Here is a 15441-nt window from a genome sequence, read left to right on the forward strand (position 1 = left end):
CGCCTCGATGTCGTTCTTCGACCGGCGGCGACTCCGCCGATGTATACGACTGTAGACTTCACTGGGTAACTTGTCTACGACTGTAGACCGTGACGAGGTAGACAGGCTACCTGTTCAGTTTGCCTGTACTCTTGCGGAATGAACGAAGACCGAGCAGACCCGTCGGCGGCCCTCGCCGCAGGCCTGGACCTGGCTGTCCAGCGCTTTCGCGGACGCCTGCGGGTCGAAGGGCTCCGGCTTCCGGTCCCCTGGACCAGGAGCCAGCTCGTCGCCTTGGATCGCATCGTCCGCGGCACCGCCGTCACGACGAGTGAGCTGGCCGCGGCCGAGCACATGCGCCCGCAGTCGATGGCGCAGATCGTCTCCGCGCTGGAGCGCGACGGCCTGATCGAACGCCGTCCCGACCCCGCGGACGCGCGCCGGAGCCTGATCCAGCCGACCGACCGGGGCCGGGAGGCGGTCCGGACCGCGTCCGCCCTGCGGAACACGTGGCTCGCCGACGCCCTGGACCAGGAGCTGACCGCGGAAGAACGCGATCTCGTGCCGAAGCTGATCGAGATCCTCGACCGGCTCTCCGGAGCGCGGACCGTCCGCTCGCGCCCCGCAACGCCGGAGGACCGGTGAAGACCGTCGCCGGGACACCCGGCCGGATCGCTCCCGGGTGGCGGTACCTGACTCCCCTCGTCCTCGGCTCGGCGCTCAACCCGATCAACAGTTCCGTGCTCGCCACCGCGCTGGTCGCCATCGGGCAGGCGTTCCGCGTCAGCGCGGCGACGGCGGCCGGTCTGGTTGCGGCGCTCTACCTCGCCAGCGCGATCGGCCAGCCGGCGATGGGCAAACTCGCCGAACGGTTCGGGGCGCGGAAGACGTTCCTCTGCGGCCTCGTTCTGGTCGCCCTCGGCGGGCTCCTCGGCACGCTGGCTCCCGATTTCACGATCTTGCTCGTCGCACGGGCGGTACTCGGGATCGGCACGGCCGCGGGTTACCCGACGGCGATGATGCTGGTCCGCCGCTGGGCGGCCGAGAACCCCGGCGGCCGCGCCGAGGGCGCGATCGGCGCCCTCGCGATCGCGGGTCAGACGAGCGCCACGATCGGCCTGCCGCTGGGTGGCCTGCTGGTCGCGCTCGGCGGCTGGCGCGCGACCTTCCTGATCAACGTCCCGTTGGCGCTGCTGACCTTGGCCGCGGCCCTGCGCTGGCTACCCCGCCGCTCCCGCGAGCGCGAGTCGTCGGTACCCCTGGCTCGAGCTCTCGACCTGGCCGGCATGGCGTTGTTCGCCGCGGCCATCGCGAGCCTGATCGTGTTCTTCCAGGACCTGCACCACCCGCGCTGGGTCTTCGCGGGCGCGGGGGTGGTCCTCGGTGCCCTGCTGCTCTGGTGGGAAACGCGGGCCACGCACCCGTTCATCGACGTCCGGATGCTGGTGCGCAACCGCGCGTTGTCAGCCACCTACGTCCGCGTGGCGATCATGTTCCTGCTGAGCTACTGCATCCTTTATGGGTTCACTCAGTGGCTGGAGCAAGGACGCCACCTCAGCGCGTCCACGGCCGGTTACGTGATGGTGCCGATGTCGGTGGTCGCGGCGCTGCTGGCCATCCCCTTTTCCCGCGGCGGAAGGATCCGTGTGTGCCTGCTGGCCACGGGCATCGCCGCGATCGTCGGACCGGCCTGCCTGCTCGCGTTCCACGCGACGACTCCGGTGTGGCTGCTGATCGCGGTCACGATGGCGTTCGCGGTGATCTCAGGCCTCGGAGTCATCGGCAACCAGGCGGCGCTCTACCACCAGGCCCCCACCGAGACGATCGGCGTCGCCGCCGGCCTCCTCCGGACGTTCACGTACCTCGGCGCGATCCTGTCGTCCAGCCTGATCGGCGTCGCCTACGGCGAACGCGCATCCGACGAGGGCCTGCACACGGTTGCCCTCGTGCTGACCGCGCTCGGCGCAGTCCTCCTCATACTGACAGTCCTCGCCCTACGCGGGCTGCCTCGAAGCCAAGACACCAGAGACTCGACGAGCGCTAAGCCCGAAAGCTCGTGAAGCCTCCCGAATCCGGCGATCGTCAGCACCTGGCCGGTCCAACCGAGGAAACTGCCGTCGGAGCGCCGAGGTCGAACTCACCAGCGCCAGGATGTCCAAGCGGCCCAGCCGTCTTCGGTGAACCGCGCGGCGGCGAGCAGTTCAACCCGGCCACGCCGAGATCGTGCGCTCCTCAACTCCACGCCCATGTCCGTGCTCATCTCGTCTGCCACCTTTTCCCGGGGGCCGAAAGACATTGTTCACCAGAATGTCGCCCCGGCCATTCTCCGCCAGATTGCGGGCGGAGACCACGGCCGTCTGCTCGCCGGGATCCATCACCAGCGTCTCGCCATTTGGTACGGCCGGAGGCGCCGACCGCACACCTCTCCACGGGCGGTTTCGCGGCGGCCGCTCCCGAGCTTCAGCAACGCCACACCGTTCGGCTCGCTCGTCGTCCTGCAGGGCATCGGGCTGATCGCCTCGCGTGCGAGTGAACTCTTGGAGCAGCCGCTCGCCCAGATCCATCACACCGGCCGAGCAGCAATGCGCCATTTCGGTGCAGAGCAGCTGCCCGTTCGTCATCGGCTTGCGGCAGTTGCGTTCCGCACTCGACCCGCACCTTCGAGTATCGAGGTCCACGATGATCAACGCTCTCGACCCCGCCTCCGGCGCCCGACGTCGCCCGCACACTGGCGGAGGTCACGGGCTGAAGTTCGCGTTCTACCGGCGGATGTCCACCGTCGAGTTCCAGGACCGGGCGACGTCGTTCGGGTGGCAACGCGAGGTCGCCGAGGAGACGATCCGCGGGCGCGGCGTGATCGTGGCGGAGTACTTCGATGAAGGATGCTCACGCCGGCTGCCCTGGCGCGAACGCCCGGCCGCAGCCCAGCTGATCGCGGCCGCCGAGAACCCGAACCGCTCGTTCGACGCCGTGCTCACCACGCTCCAGGCGCAAGGCATTCCGCTGTAGCTCCCCGAAGCGGACGGCCCGGTGAACCTCGACGACTCCGTGCACCAAGCGTTGATGCTCTTACTCGGATCCCAGTCGCGTCGCGAGGTATTACGTGCTCGGCATCGAGTGCTGGCTGCGATGCACATCCAGGCCCGCGTCCAGGGCAGGTTCCTCGGCGGCCGGCCACCCTACGGCTACCGCCTCGCCGACGCCGGTCCCCACCCCAACCGGCCCACGCGAGCTGGGGCCGCCGCCTGCACCGCCTCGAACCTGATCCGGCCACTGCACACCATGGGTGCGGTGGATCTTCCAGCAACGAGCTACCGGACGCAGCGTCGCCGGCATCGCGCGGGAGCTGAACGACCGCGGCATCCCATGCCCGTCAAGCGCCGACCGGGACCGCAGCCGACACCGGACGAAGCACGAATGGATCGTCCGCACAGTGTTCGGGATCCTCGAGAATCCGCGGTACACGGGGCGTCAGGTGTGGAACCGGCACAGCGCCAGCACAACCGGCGCCGCCCACCACGGGGATCCAGTCCGACCATCGGCGGCACGAGGTCGGGCCAAGTCGGACAAGGTGACACATCCAGCTCTCGTGGACGAGGCGACGTTCCTGGCGATCCAAGGCATACGCGCAGCCCGACCCACCAAATACGGCGGCACCAGAACGTACGTGCTGGCGGGACTCGTGCAATGTCAGTTCTGCGGCCGCCGGCTGGACTCGCACTGGGTGAACGGCCGCCCCGGCTACCGCTGCCGGCACGGGCCACACCAGCGCCCGCAACCGCCCACCAAAGCTCGAGAAGAACGTCTACGTCCGCGAAGACCACCTACTCGACGATCTCCGCGCGCGATTCGCCGAAACCGTAGGCGACGACGGGTCCACGATCGCCGACTACCTGAGATCAAACGACCTAACGATCAAGTGTGGCGGCCCGACCCGAGAGGTCAAAGCATGCAGCACACAATCCGTACTTGCCACGATGGACGAGACTGTCGGCGACCAACTGCTGTTACTCTGACCTCGCCGCGACTCGCGACTCTATGGGGTAATTGAGTGTCCGAACCAAGTTGATCTATAACCCCACACTGAAGTTCGCTGCGGACCTGCAGCTCGAGTGATTCGTCTCCCACGCGGGAGATTTTCCACTTCTTCGTGGTCAAAGGGGGGCTTCGAACACATGTTCGTGGCATCCCTGCGCGGGATGCGTGTTCATGCGACATGACCATAGCGCGGCTCCGTAGCCGGATGCCAGGGGTCTTGTTTAGGAGCTGTCCTAAGGCGAGGCGGTGCACCGGCCGATTGTCGCAGCGGATGTCGAAGGATTCGGTGCTCGCCAGCGCACCGATGCCGATCGGCTCGACGTGCGAAACGGGATGCACCGTGCCCTGAGGGAGGCGTTCGGCACCGCGGGTGTGGAATTCTCGTCGTGCCACGTCGATTGCGGCGGCGACGGCGTTCTCGTGCTGGTACTGCCTGATGTGCCGAACGCCATGCTGGTGGACCTCCTGCCAAGAGCGTTAGCCGACGCGCTCGTCCGGCATAACGAAGCCGCGGGCCCGGCGCGGCTCAAACAGTTCCGCGCCATCGCCACCCGCTTCGACAAGGCCGTCACTTCCTATCGAGGCATGATCGAGCCCGCCGCGCTGCTCATATGGCTTTGAGGACGGGCCCTCGCGGTGATGAGCGACGGGCCGGCGTTGGTCGCACGCCGGCTGTTTAGGTTGATGTATGACACCTGGCGCAGTCGGTGGTGTCCGACGAGTTCGCGCAGAACTGGCACCTGGCGCACACGTAGGTGCGCTCACGCGACCAGCACTGCGTCGCTAGGACCTCGTGGGTCAGCACCTGTTCGACCTCGTCCTCCGGACCGCCGAGGCTTTGCGCTGCCTCTGGGGTAGTGATCACCGGGTACAGCTCGCCGCACTTCTTGCACTTTCTGGTCTCCCATGTGCTGCCGCACTGATCGCAGTGAGCGTGATAGGTGTGGTCCTCACGAACCACCACGGAGTACTGCGGCCGGTCAGGCTCGTAGGGACACACCGGGCAGGACGCTAGCCCGAGCAGCGTGGAAGCGGCTTCGGCCACCGCTGCGGCTGTCCGCTCGCTGCGGTGGTCCAACGCCGGTCCGGGACGGCTCCCGGGGGCGGACTTGACGATCGCGGCGACGTTGCGCTGCAAGTCGGCCTGCGTGATCGGCGGCGGCGGATTTTTGGCCTCGAGCCCACCGCGCGCCGGGCGCAACCAGTCCAGACGGGAAGCCAGCGCGTGGGCCACCGGTTCGTCGACGGTGATGGTGCCCAACTCCCGGTGGAGCCGAGCATCCACGTACCAGCGCAGAGCTCGCGCCACCCGGTCGACGCTGTCGATCTCGTACGGGCTGACCGGCACTAGAGCGGCCAGTGACCCGGCCTTGGGTAACGAGTAGTGGTGCGCGGCCGCGCGCAGGGCAGGCGGCAGCCGGCGGCGCTCACCTCGTTCGCCGGGATAGACGACCACAACGGGATCCGGTGATCCCTCGACACTTGCGGCGATCGCCCTCAGAGCATCGTTGACCTCAGTCAAATCCATGGTCGCGGTCAACCTGTGCGGCAAGGGCACGATGCGGGTCCGACGGCCCTCACCTGTGTGCAACACAAACACATTGTCCGCTGTCCACTCCAACGTGACCTGGCCGACGAAGGGGCCGGTGAAACACGTCGCCGACTCCTGCGGTGCCGGTGCGGTCTCCGCCGGTGTCAACCTCAGTCTCTGCAACGCGTGCACCACGTGCAACGCGACGAAACTGTCGAAGCCCGAACACCACTCAGCGGCCCGATGGACGCGTTCGGCCGCGTTCACCGACTGGCTTCGCTCGCCGACCAAACTCTTCCACAACGCACCACATTGCGCGTAGTGCGCATCGTTGACGAACAGGTTCGTCGCGGGAACCGAGCGACCGGGGTTGTACGGCCTCATGATGCCCTTCCGCAGCGGTGAGTGCGCCAAGGTCTTGAGGCCGCGATCGAGGCGCTCTGCCTCCTCGAGCGCGGCGGCGGCCGCATCACCCACGCTGGTGCCCTCGAGCAGGCTGGATATCTGCTCGTACGCCGCGAAGGCTGTCCGGTGGACTCGTAGCCGAGCATCATCGAGATAGCGGTGCACATCGTGGATCATGGTGTTGATCCGGCGGAGCTGGCCGACCCGTTGCCCCATGAAGGCCGACAAGCCGTCCAGCAACTCGGCGACGATCCGGTTCTCTACGAGGTTCACGTCGGACACGTTGACCGGTCCGTAAAGGGCGTTGGGCTGCACCCCGTCGCGGGTGCGCCCAGCCCACACTTCGCTGTGCCGGGCGAGATGGGTGATGGTCCGTGCCGAGATCCGCCGTACCTTGCTAACCGGGAGCAGGACGTGCTCGGACCGGAGCTTGCTCCGCGGTTCACGACACACCGCGGCGAGGTGGCCCAACCGCCGGTTGATCTCTTGTTCCAGCGGACTGGTCGCAAGCGCGTTCTGGACGTCCTCCCCGAGGATCAGGGTCGGCCGTTCCAGCCAGCCGTGCACCCGACGGTCGCCGTGCAGTGCGCCGCGCATCCTCAGGACGTGGTTGACGATCGCGTCGTCCGGCAGCTGCGGATCCCCCTCTCGGGGCGTCCCCACCAGGGGCGATGGTGCTCGCCAAAGGTCGCTGTAGCGCCCGATGAGGAAGGGTTCGGCTGGTTCGGCGACCGATGCGCCGGAGAGCCGATCGACGAGGGCGTTCACGAGGCCAGGTTCCGGATCTCCCGCTCAACCAGCGCCAGTGAACGTCGCGGTCCGGATCGCGTGTCCGGGATCGTCGTCCACAGGTCTTCAAGGTCCTCGTGGAGCGCCTTGAGCTGATCAGCCCGCAGTTCGATCCGGCCACGGAGCTGCCGGAGAACCTTGGTGGCGACCAGGTGGTCCGCAGCCTCCTCGGCCGTGCCGCCCGCCTCGATGACGACCGGGACGAAGGAGTCGATCTGCCGGTCGGTGCGGGACCCAACCAGAACGCCGAGATCCTCACCGTGCAGGCCCACCAACTCGCCCAGCATTGTGCGGACGGCTGCCGCCGCGGCGCCGTGGTGCCGGCGCGCCTCGTCGAAGCGCCAGTTGAGTCCCTGCACGCTGAACGGCCGCAGGGCCTGGATATCCGTTGGCTCGAATCGTTCCGGACGAGACGGCAACTCGACAACGTGGGCACGGTCGTACGTCTTGGCTGCCGGGGCGAACGTCGTTTCGTCCTGGTTTGCGGTGCCGATGAACCAGACGTTGGCCGGAATGGCGAGCTTCCGCCCGTCGAGGAGCCTGCGGGGTGCCGGGTCCACGCGGCTGGTCATCAGCTCGAGGGCCTGCACATCGTCGCTGTGACGCTTGGTCAGCTCCATCGCCGACAACACATCACTCAGGTACTGCTCGGGCACGGACAGGTTCATCTCGTCCAACACGATCAGGTAAGGCTTGTCGGCGTATAGCGGCAATTGGGCACGATAAAGGGCCTGAGTGAAACCACTCTCGTAATACTTGCGCTCGAAAGGATTGTAGTACCCCATGAGGTCCTGCGGGCTGCGCCAGTCGGCAGCGACAGACACCACTTCGCAGCTCGCACCGATGGCGGCCGAGAAAGCCCGAGGCAGGCTGGTCTTGCCGATACCGCTGATCCCTTGGAGCAGATGGAGTTTGGTCGCAGCCAGTCCGCCGAGGAAACAGCGGAGGTCGTGCTCGGCGAAGAACAGACCTTGTGTGGCGATTGCATGTCGAACGGAATGCACGAGATCGCGCAGACGAGGAGCTCCTTGGGACAGAGAAGGTGCAGTCTGCAATTTTTCGTCGAGGTCCATCCGCGAGCACTCCGGGAACGCCGAAGCGCCGTCTTGGCGCTGCACCAGCTCTGCGTACTCGCGCCGCATCGACTCGACCTGGGACGTCAGGACTTCGTTGCGCTTCTCGAGCGACTGCGTCACGAGCCTGCTCGTCTCACGCTCCGCCACGCTGATCCGGTTGAGCGCGGCAGAGCGTTCGAGCTCGGCGTTGCGGCGGGCGAGTTCGGCCCGTTCGGCCTCAAGGTCGGCACATCGTTGGACGTACTCGTCGAGGCGGACCCGATCGACCGGCGAAAGCTCGTCGTTCGCCCGGCGGAGCTGCTCGTTCTCCAGCCGAAGCCGGCGGTTGCGTTCGACGACCGCCTGCGGGTCGTCGCCGAGTTCGGTGAGGTTTGCCCGAAGAGCCCTCAACTCGGCCAGCCGTTGCTGCAGGGCCTCCTCCGCCACTTCGGCTCGAGCCTGCCACTGCTCGCCCTGCAGCCGCAGCGAGTCCAGGTCGCGGCGAACGCGGTTCTCGACGATGAGGCGCTCGTCGGCCAGGCGCTGTTCCACCGACTCCGCCTCGGCCCTGGATCGCACCCGAGCCTGGCGCAGCTCGGCCTCCTGCCGGCGGAGCAGCTCAAAGCGCTCGTCGAGTTGCCGCTCGCGGTCCTCGATGCGCTCCTCCGTGCGGCTCCACCTGGCCTGCGCGACCTTTTCCTGCTCAGCGAGCTCCTGTTCCAACGCCGCGAGCCGTGTCCTTCGCCGTTGGTCCCAGTCCTTGCGGTAGGCGTCGTACTCCTTCTCGAGTTCCGACATTCGCTTTTCGCGCAGAGCCGTGAAGCCCGCTTCCGCTTCACGAAGCTTCTCAGCCACCTTGTCTTCGGCCGCACACAACTTTTCCCGCTGCTCTTTCACAGCGAGTTCGGCCGCTGCTACTTCTTTTTCGCGGCGGCGCACCTGGTCAATACGCGCAGTCAGATCCTGGTCGCGCTTTTGGAGTTCTTCGAGTCGCTGTTCCAGAGTGCGTTGCCTGCGGTCCGCCAGCCCCTGAGCCCGGACCAGGCCGTCGTAGGCCTTGCGGAACCCGGCCGAGTCGACCGGTTGTGGGTTCTCACCGACTTCACCAAGGAGCGACGGAACATCCACTCCGGCTTCCACCGCAGCGTTTTCCTCCGCTTCTACCTTTAAACTGGCTTCGCTGATTGACACTTCCCGGAGCGGTTTCTGCTTCTGCCTGGAATTCGTCCGGCTCTGGTTTCGACTTGGCATAGAGTCGGGATCTCCTTCACAGGGTTTCGGGTGGTAGTTTTATCGAGGCGCGAGCGAGGTCAGTGGCCAGTTCCGCGCACCACTCGACACTGCCGATCGCACCAGCGGACACGGCGCTGTGCGACGACTTGTTGCGCAAGTCGCCCAAGAAGTCCGCCAAATCGCTGAGAAGGCTTGGCCGCTTCCGGGCGAGTTCCCTCAGCGGGTGTTGGTCGCGGTGGGGGCTCCGCGGATCTTCTGCGGCGATGACGCACCACGGCAACAACGGCCAGACCATGTGGTCGTTGAGGATCTTCACCAAGCTTCCGGTGAGGTTGTCCCTGAACTGCGCCTTGAAGCGACTCTTGGGTATGGCGGTGAAGCCGAGCGACTTGCTGAGGTCTTCCACGACCTCCCACGCTTGGTTGACCGCCGTACGCGTCAATTGCGCGTCGGAACCCCAACCGCCACCCACCGGCCGACCGCACCAGTCCACGGGCGGTGGCAGGGTCTCCAACATCCTGCGGAGCACGAACTCGCACATGCGGAAGGTGTTGCGTGCCACGTCTTCCCTGGAGGTCGCCGCGTGCTGCTGGCCGGCAGCCGTGTGCACTGCCAGCAGGAGGTCGACCGTCTTGGGATGGTCATGCAACGCCTCTCCGAGTTCCGAGTACAAGCCGCGCTCCACGTGAGCCGACCAACGCTCGCTCGCTTGGCGCAAGTCAGCTTGCAACCGCTCGGACTCTTCGGCCTGCAACTCCGAGTACCACCGGGATACCTCGGAGTCCACAGTGGTGCGAAAGCGCAGCAATCGCGACAACATGGGGCTGGATCCCAGACCGAACGGGTCGGCCGCGACATCGACCGTGGCCGGTTCGACGGTGCAGAGCAGGTGATCGGCCCGGGGCGGTCCGATTCCCACGATCTTGTGGACATCGGGCAGCAGCGACCAGCGCTCTTCTTCGGAGACACTGGCGTCATCGGGGACGAAGCCGGTGAAGGCTTCCTCGTCCGCTCGTTCTCGCTGTCGCTCCCGCTTGACAGCGCGCTCTTGGGCCAACGCCGCCACCACCGCCTCCGGGCGGGGCGGGGTCGGTCGGGAGGCCGGAGCGTCTATGGTGAGCGCGCGGATGAATTCCCGATCTCCGGCTCGTCCCAGCCGGACCTTGACGATGCCGTCGTTGCCGCCCTGGAACGATCGGTACCTCAGGTTGTCGGCCGATCGTGGCCAGAGCTCGCCCGTGAACGCGTCCTGGAACACGTGGGTGACCACCAGTTCGGGAATCATAGCGAACTGGTCGGTCCGCTGCACGTGCGCCCCGCGGGGAGTCGGCGCGCGATCCGGTCCGAGCATCCCGGCGGTGCGCATCGAATTGAGGATGTGCTGGCACAGGTCCTGGTCGAGCCCGCTCACCGCCGACAACTCCTCGAGGGTGCGCACGCCTGCCGCGCACAGGGCCAGGAGCAGCTTTTCGAAGATGTCCGTCCTGCGCACGCGCTGCACGGGGGCGGTCACCCGGTAAACGAGCACCGGCCAGAGCACAGCTACCGCGTCTTCGTGTTCGCCAGGCGGCGCTATCTTGCGTTGGACCAGTACGCCGCGATCAGGGATGGGCACGAGCACCTCCCGGCCCCTGACGGACCACCCCGTTGGGGTGGCCGGCGCAGAGCTCCCAGAACGCCGTGAGCCGCGCTGCCTCGGGCGGCGCGGTTTGCGGCCGTGCCATGTCCGCGTCACCGACGACCACGAGCAGGCGTTTCTGGCGGCTGGTCGCGACGCACAGGCGGTTGGGCATCAGGACGTGGCCGTAGCGCCGCGCCGTGAGCAAACGCATATCCGGGGCCTGCGGAGGTGGTGGCGGGGACGAGCGCGTCAGAGACAGCAACACCACGTCGAACTGCTTGCCTTGGAACGCGTCCACGGTGCCCACCTCGATGCGGTCCACACGTTCACCTCTGCTGTTCTCCTGCGCCTTTCCGACCGGCTCCCAGCTGCCGTTGTCGTTTTTCAGCACGTTGCGTGCACCGAGTTCGGCACGGATCAGCCGGAACTGGTCGCGGTAGAACGTGATGACACCGATGGTGATGTCCGGATCGGCGTCGAGCAGCCTATCCACCTCCTCCGCCACCACCCGTGCCTCCACCGGCCGGGTCTTGCTCCGCGTGGACGTCTCGTTGCCCCTGTCGTGCGGAACGTTCAGCCACGCGGCGCAAGCACCCTCGTACCCCGGTAACGAGTGGGCGAATTCCTCGGCCTGGCGAGGCGACTCCACTTGTCCGTCGTAGAAGTTGTCGCTGACGTATCGGCCCAGCACCGGGTGCATTCGGTACTGGGCGGTCAGCGTGCTGGACCGTGGCGTGCCCTCGTCTTTGGCGAACAGCCGGAACAGCCGCTCGAACAAGCTCTCCTGCAACAGGGTCGCCCAGTCGTGATCCTGGACGCGGAGCTCGTGCTCGACATCGGGCTCGAGCATGTGCGGCAGCTGCTTGTGGTCGCCGACCAGGACGATCCGGCGCGTGGCCATGGTCAGTGGGATGATCAGATCGAGCGGGTTGGCCCGCCCGGCCTCATCGACGATCACGGTGTCGAACTGGGCGGCACCGTCCTTGGCGTCTCGAATCCCCCGCGAGTCGGACTGCTGGCACGTGGTGCCGAGCGACGTCGTGTAGCTGCGCAACGTGGCCAGCACGGCGTCTTCGTCACCGACCAAGTCCTCTACGTACTCGAGCAACGCCGACTGGACTGCGAACCCGGGCGAGCCGGCTCGGTCGTCGAGGTTGGCGCCGATGTCATAGAGCAGGGCTTCGACATCCGCGCGCCGCGCCGGACTGTCGAGCCGGGCGGCTCCGCCGAGCAGCAGATCGAGGAGCTCACCACGGAGATCGGCCAGCGCAGACAAGAACCCGGGCGCCTCGGTGCCGGTCCACTCCGCCGCTTCCCGCAACATCGCCGCGGCTTCGCCACCGAGCGGCGTGCCGGGGTCATCGGGCCACATGGCCAGCAGCCGAGCGGCGATGAACGGCCCGTCGTCGATGAAGGATTCCGGCAGGTACCTGAGCGCCCGGGCCGCGCAGATCAAACCGGGTCGAGCCGAGGTCGACGCGAAGGTCTCCGATCGCCGCGCCCGGTCCAAGGACGCGATCATCGTGTCGAGCTCACCGAGCACGTTGCTGTCGAGGAAGTCGGCGGTGGCATCGCGGACACGGGCGAGCATGTTTGCTGTGCCCACGGTGTCCAGTGGCCGGATGCGATAGGCCGCGGCCTCCCTCGTGACCAGCCGAACCGCCTCGGCCAGGCCGTTTTCCGGCAGCCGAGCGAGTTGTTCGCGCAGCGCTGCCACCGTCTCCCTGCGCCACGTCTCGAGGTGGGCGGTGGATCCGCGCCCCCGCGAGTCGATCTTCACCGCCGGCAGCTTCCACACCTTCGAGCGCTCGACGAGGTTGTCCACCGCGGCGTGCTGGAAGCTGGTCAAGAGCATGCTCTTGCTGAGGACACCGCTGGTTCGCCCCAGTTGTGCGAGACGCACCTGCAACGCGGCGATCAGTTCGGTCTTGCCCGTGCCCGGTGGTCCTTGGATGACCGCGAAGTCGGGCGTGTTGATGGCGACGTCGAGGGCGTGCTCCTGAGCTTCGTTGGGCGATCCCCCGAAGACGTCCAACACCGCCGCACTGATCGGGCGTTCCCGCTTGGGAACGGACGCGCGTCGCGGGTCGCCCTCGAGCACGGCCAGCAGGTGCGGCATCGGCGTCGCGCCGCGGACGATCCGTTCCATGGCGTCCTGACGGCGTTTCAACCTGCGGTAGTCGCCTCGGTAGGACTTGAACAAATAGCCGGAGGAGGGCGGGTCGGACGCGGCTGCTTCCTCTCCTGCGGCACTCCCCGCACGACGGATCATGCGCAGCTCCACGACGCGCTGGTCGGCATCCACGCGGCGGACTTCCCCCATGGGGCTTTGGCGGTCCGGCGTGAAGTCGAGGATCCCGGAATCTTCGGTCAGTGGCATGTCGCCGCCGAGCACGTCCGGTAGGCCGGCGGCGGCCTCCAGCTGGACATCCTCGGTGGCGCCGAGCTTGCTGACCAGGTAGTGGAGGAGGGTGTCGTCCCGGCTGTCGCCCGGCTCTCGGGAGATGGCGAACCGGATGAGGTCCCGATCCCCTGACACGCGCTGCCACGAGGAATAGTGCAGGTACCCCAGGGCGACCATCGCCCGCAGCGATCGGTGTGATTCCAGCTGTTGGTAGGTCATCCAGCGCCGGACGAACGAACTACCCGGTCCGCTGACGGCGAGCCTGGACAGGTCTCCACTGAGCTGGTCGCGCAGCTTCGCGGCACTCGACCGATCCACCAACCGCAAATCCACGTGGACGAGCTTGAGTCCGGCGGTGCTCGCCGTGTTGAACGAACGCACCCCGGTGATCTGCCACTGCCTCTTCCCCTCCACTTCCACCAGGTTGAGCGAGGCTTCGATGTGGGCACCGCGCAGACCGCAGGGGGCCGGCCGCGACAGGTCGGCGCCCAGGTTCTGCCCGGTCGACGCCACCACCCGGGCACCCAATCCAGTGGCGACCGCGGTGGGCACCGTGAGCTGGTCGGTGAGCCAGCGCACCGGGTCGCCCTTGTCCCCGTAGTTGGCCATCATCGCCCGCACCCTGTTGAGCACCTTGTCAGCGACACCGACGTCGAGTTCTCCCCAGTGGTGGACGTCCTGATAGCGGTATGCGGAGACGAACACACGGGCTACACCGTTGACCTGGCGGACGTCGTCGACCACGGAAATCGAGGTTCTCGGCGGTGCGGCTAGTTCGCGCAGCAGGTCGTCGGAGGCGCGGTCGCCGGGCTCGGGTTCCCATTCCACCCGAGTACTCCCGTCGGTGTCCTGCACCGCGACCCTGATGAGCCCGAGATCCTCGGTCACCAGGACTTCGCACCCCTTGAGGCGCGGGTCGTCCAGTTCCCTGGCCCGCCCGGTCAGCACCATCCGCGAAGGTGAACCGGCGAGCTTGCCGTCGAGACGGGCCATCAACGGACCCCGTTGAACACCAGCAACCGGTGCGGTGCGTCCACCCGGTCGAAGTGGACGTTCCACGGCCACCCGTTCTCGTCCAAGGGGACCCGATGGGTACGCCCGACGCGGAGCTCGATACTCCGGCTGCTTAACCGATCGACGAGGTACACCGGCTGGGACCCGCAGCGGAGTGCTTCGATTTCAGCGCCCCCGGACCATCGGAGCTCCACGACCGGATCATCCGGGTCGGTCGCAGGCCGGCCAGGGCCGTGATCGAGCACGAGCAACGCTCGGCGAGCGTCGATGCGGTGCGACCGCCCCTGGTTGAGGACCAGGGCGTGCTTGACATCCACTGGTTCCCCCTCGGACGGCAGATGAGCCGCGAAACCCGCGAGAAGCAGCTGCGCACGCGGCGTCTGGCACCACATGCAGGTGTCCGTCGTGGCCAATGACGTGATCCCGCAGCCCGGGCACTCGACGGTGAAATCGGCGGCCCGCAGCAACGCCGTCCGCCACTCGTCGGCCGACGGCCGGGCTGCGGGGTCGGTCAGCCCTTCTTCGAACGTCCTGGCACACAGCTTGCGGACCCCGGGAGTGAGCACCGCGTCGAGCGGCAGCCCCCGCCCCGGTTTCGCGCGGTTGCGGTCGTCGGTCGGGTGGTGGACCCAGGGCAACTCGCCTAGGTCGGCAAGCTCCTGCATTGCGGGGTCGGCCAACGCGTGTTCGCCGTGCAACGGGTGGGTCCAGGTGAGCACCCGGAATACCAGCAATGCCAGGGAAAAGACGTCACTGTGTTCGTCGTTGGGCGCCGCTCCCGTCACGACCTCCGGTGCGCCGTAGTTCGGGGTGAACACGGCGGCCCGGCGGTGGTCGACCTCGGTGGACAGGTTGTCCAAGTCGATCAGCATGATGTGGTCGCTGCGCTCGGCCACCAGGATGTTTCCCGGGGAAAGGTCGCCGTACACGATCGCCCGGCTGTGCAACCGGTGCAGGGCTTCGGCGAGGCGCCCAAGGATGAGCAGCCTGCGACGCAGCCCGCCGGTGTCGCGGTACCAGAGCCGCTGGTCCTGGCCGCGCGGCGGGCGGAAGAGCGATCCGAGCCCGGCCATGCCGTCCGCGAGGTCCATTGCGTAACCGGGTCGCTCCGCGAGTAAGGTGATGGGAGGGGCCAGCGGAATGCCGGAGAAGTCCGTGCGGGCGATCCACCGGAGTTGCTCACGCAGCTTGCGCCCGGTGTCCGCGTCCACGACGCGCAACACCTTGACGGCGCCCCGGCCACCCTCCAGTCGCCACACGTCGCCTTGTCCACCCGTGCCGATGAGCTCTTCGACTCTGTATTCGCGGTTTTGCTCGTCGCGCACCGTTTCACCTGGACGGAGCGGAGTTGCGGTTTCGGGTTTCGCCGAGG

General features: G+C 67.2%; 11 protein-coding genes. 5 read left to right on the plus strand and 6 right to left on the minus strand.

The window, feature by feature from the left end:
* Window positions 1-138: 138 nt before the first annotated feature.
* Both ACWEVP_RS02895 and ACWEVP_RS02900 read left to right on the plus strand, forming a co-directional pair.
* On the plus strand, window positions 139-624 hold the full coding sequence (locus ACWEVP_RS02895; RefSeq protein ID WP_452060931.1) for a MarR family winged helix-turn-helix transcriptional regulator: 486 nt from the start codon (window positions 139-141) through the stop codon (window positions 622-624).
* On the plus strand, window positions 621-2039 hold the full coding sequence (locus ACWEVP_RS02900) for an MFS transporter (RefSeq protein ID WP_452060932.1): 1419 nt from the start codon (window positions 621-623) through the stop codon (window positions 2037-2039). Before ACWEVP_RS02895 ends, ACWEVP_RS02900 begins: the two co-directional genes overlap by 4 nt.
* Before the next feature lie 141 nt (window positions 2040-2180).
* Here the strand turns inward: ACWEVP_RS02900 and ACWEVP_RS02905 are convergent, their stop codons facing one another.
* Complete coding sequence (locus ACWEVP_RS02905; protein ID WP_452060933.1) at window positions 2181-2666, minus strand: hypothetical protein; 486 nt, start codon at window positions 2664-2666, stop codon at window positions 2181-2183.
* Between ACWEVP_RS02905 and ACWEVP_RS02910 the strand changes: the two genes are divergently transcribed.
* From ACWEVP_RS02910 to ACWEVP_RS02920, 3 genes are all read left to right on the plus strand, one after another.
* Window positions 2659-2988: a hypothetical protein gene (locus ACWEVP_RS02910; protein ID WP_452060934.1), complete on the plus strand. Its 330-nt coding sequence runs from the start codon at window positions 2659-2661 to the stop codon at window positions 2986-2988. The two genes, ACWEVP_RS02905 and ACWEVP_RS02910, sit on opposite strands and share 8 nt — an antisense overlap.
* Window positions 2989-3265: 277 nt before the next feature.
* A complete protein-coding gene (locus tag ACWEVP_RS02915; protein ID WP_452060935.1) occupies window positions 3266-4030 on the plus strand; it encodes a recombinase family protein in 765 nt (254 codons plus the stop codon).
* Between the two features lie 233 nt (window positions 4031-4263).
* Window positions 4264-4638, plus strand: a complete 375-nt coding sequence (locus ACWEVP_RS02920) for a hypothetical protein (RefSeq protein WP_452060936.1) — start codon at window positions 4264-4266, stop codon at window positions 4636-4638.
* A gap of 55 nt (window positions 4639-4693) precedes the next feature.
* Here ACWEVP_RS02920 and ACWEVP_RS02925 read toward each other — a convergent pair whose 3' ends face one another.
* The 5 genes from ACWEVP_RS02925 to ACWEVP_RS02945 all read right to left on the minus strand — a co-directional run bounded on the left by ACWEVP_RS02925 (window position 4694) and on the right by ACWEVP_RS02945 (window position 15394).
* Complete coding sequence (locus ACWEVP_RS02925; RefSeq protein ID WP_452060937.1) at window positions 4694-6721, minus strand: hypothetical protein; 2028 nt, start codon at window positions 6719-6721, stop codon at window positions 4694-4696.
* On the minus strand, window positions 6718-8988 hold the full coding sequence (locus ACWEVP_RS02930) for an AAA family ATPase (RefSeq protein ID WP_452060938.1): 2271 nt from the start codon (window positions 8986-8988) through the stop codon (window positions 6718-6720). Before ACWEVP_RS02930 ends, ACWEVP_RS02925 begins: the two co-directional genes overlap by 4 nt.
* A 76-nt stretch (window positions 8989-9064) precedes the next feature.
* Window positions 9065-10651: a hypothetical protein gene (locus ACWEVP_RS02935; protein ID WP_452060939.1), complete on the minus strand. Its 1587-nt coding sequence runs from the start codon at window positions 10649-10651 to the stop codon at window positions 9065-9067.
* Entirely contained in the window at window positions 10632-14048 is a 3417-nt protein-coding gene (locus ACWEVP_RS02940; protein WP_452060940.1) for a DEAD/DEAH box helicase, read from the minus strand. The genes ACWEVP_RS02935 and ACWEVP_RS02940 overlap by 20 nt, the downstream gene beginning before the upstream one ends.
* On the minus strand, window positions 14048-15394 hold the full coding sequence (locus tag ACWEVP_RS02945) for a protein kinase domain-containing protein (protein WP_452060941.1): 1347 nt from the start codon (window positions 15392-15394) through the stop codon (window positions 14048-14050). The genes ACWEVP_RS02940 and ACWEVP_RS02945 overlap by 1 nt, the downstream gene beginning before the upstream one ends.
* Window positions 15395-15441 lie beyond the last annotated feature (47 nt).

It is taken from the genome of Amycolatopsis sp. NPDC003865, assembly GCF_053605345.1.

What these genes read in the sequence shown, in the direction of transcription:
- ACWEVP_RS02895 (WP_452060931.1), top strand. Translation starts at nt 139, where the DNA reads ATGAACGAAGACCGAGCAGACCCGTCGGCGGCCCTCGCCGCAGGCCTG.
- ACWEVP_RS02910 (WP_452060934.1), top strand. Translation starts at nt 2,659, where the DNA reads ATGATCAACGCTCTCGACCCCGCCTCCGGCGCCCGACGTCGCCCGCAC.
- ACWEVP_RS02940 (WP_452060940.1), bottom strand. Translation starts at nt 14,048, where the DNA reads ATGGCCCGTCTCGACGGCAAGCTCGCCGGTTCACCTTCGCGGATGGTG.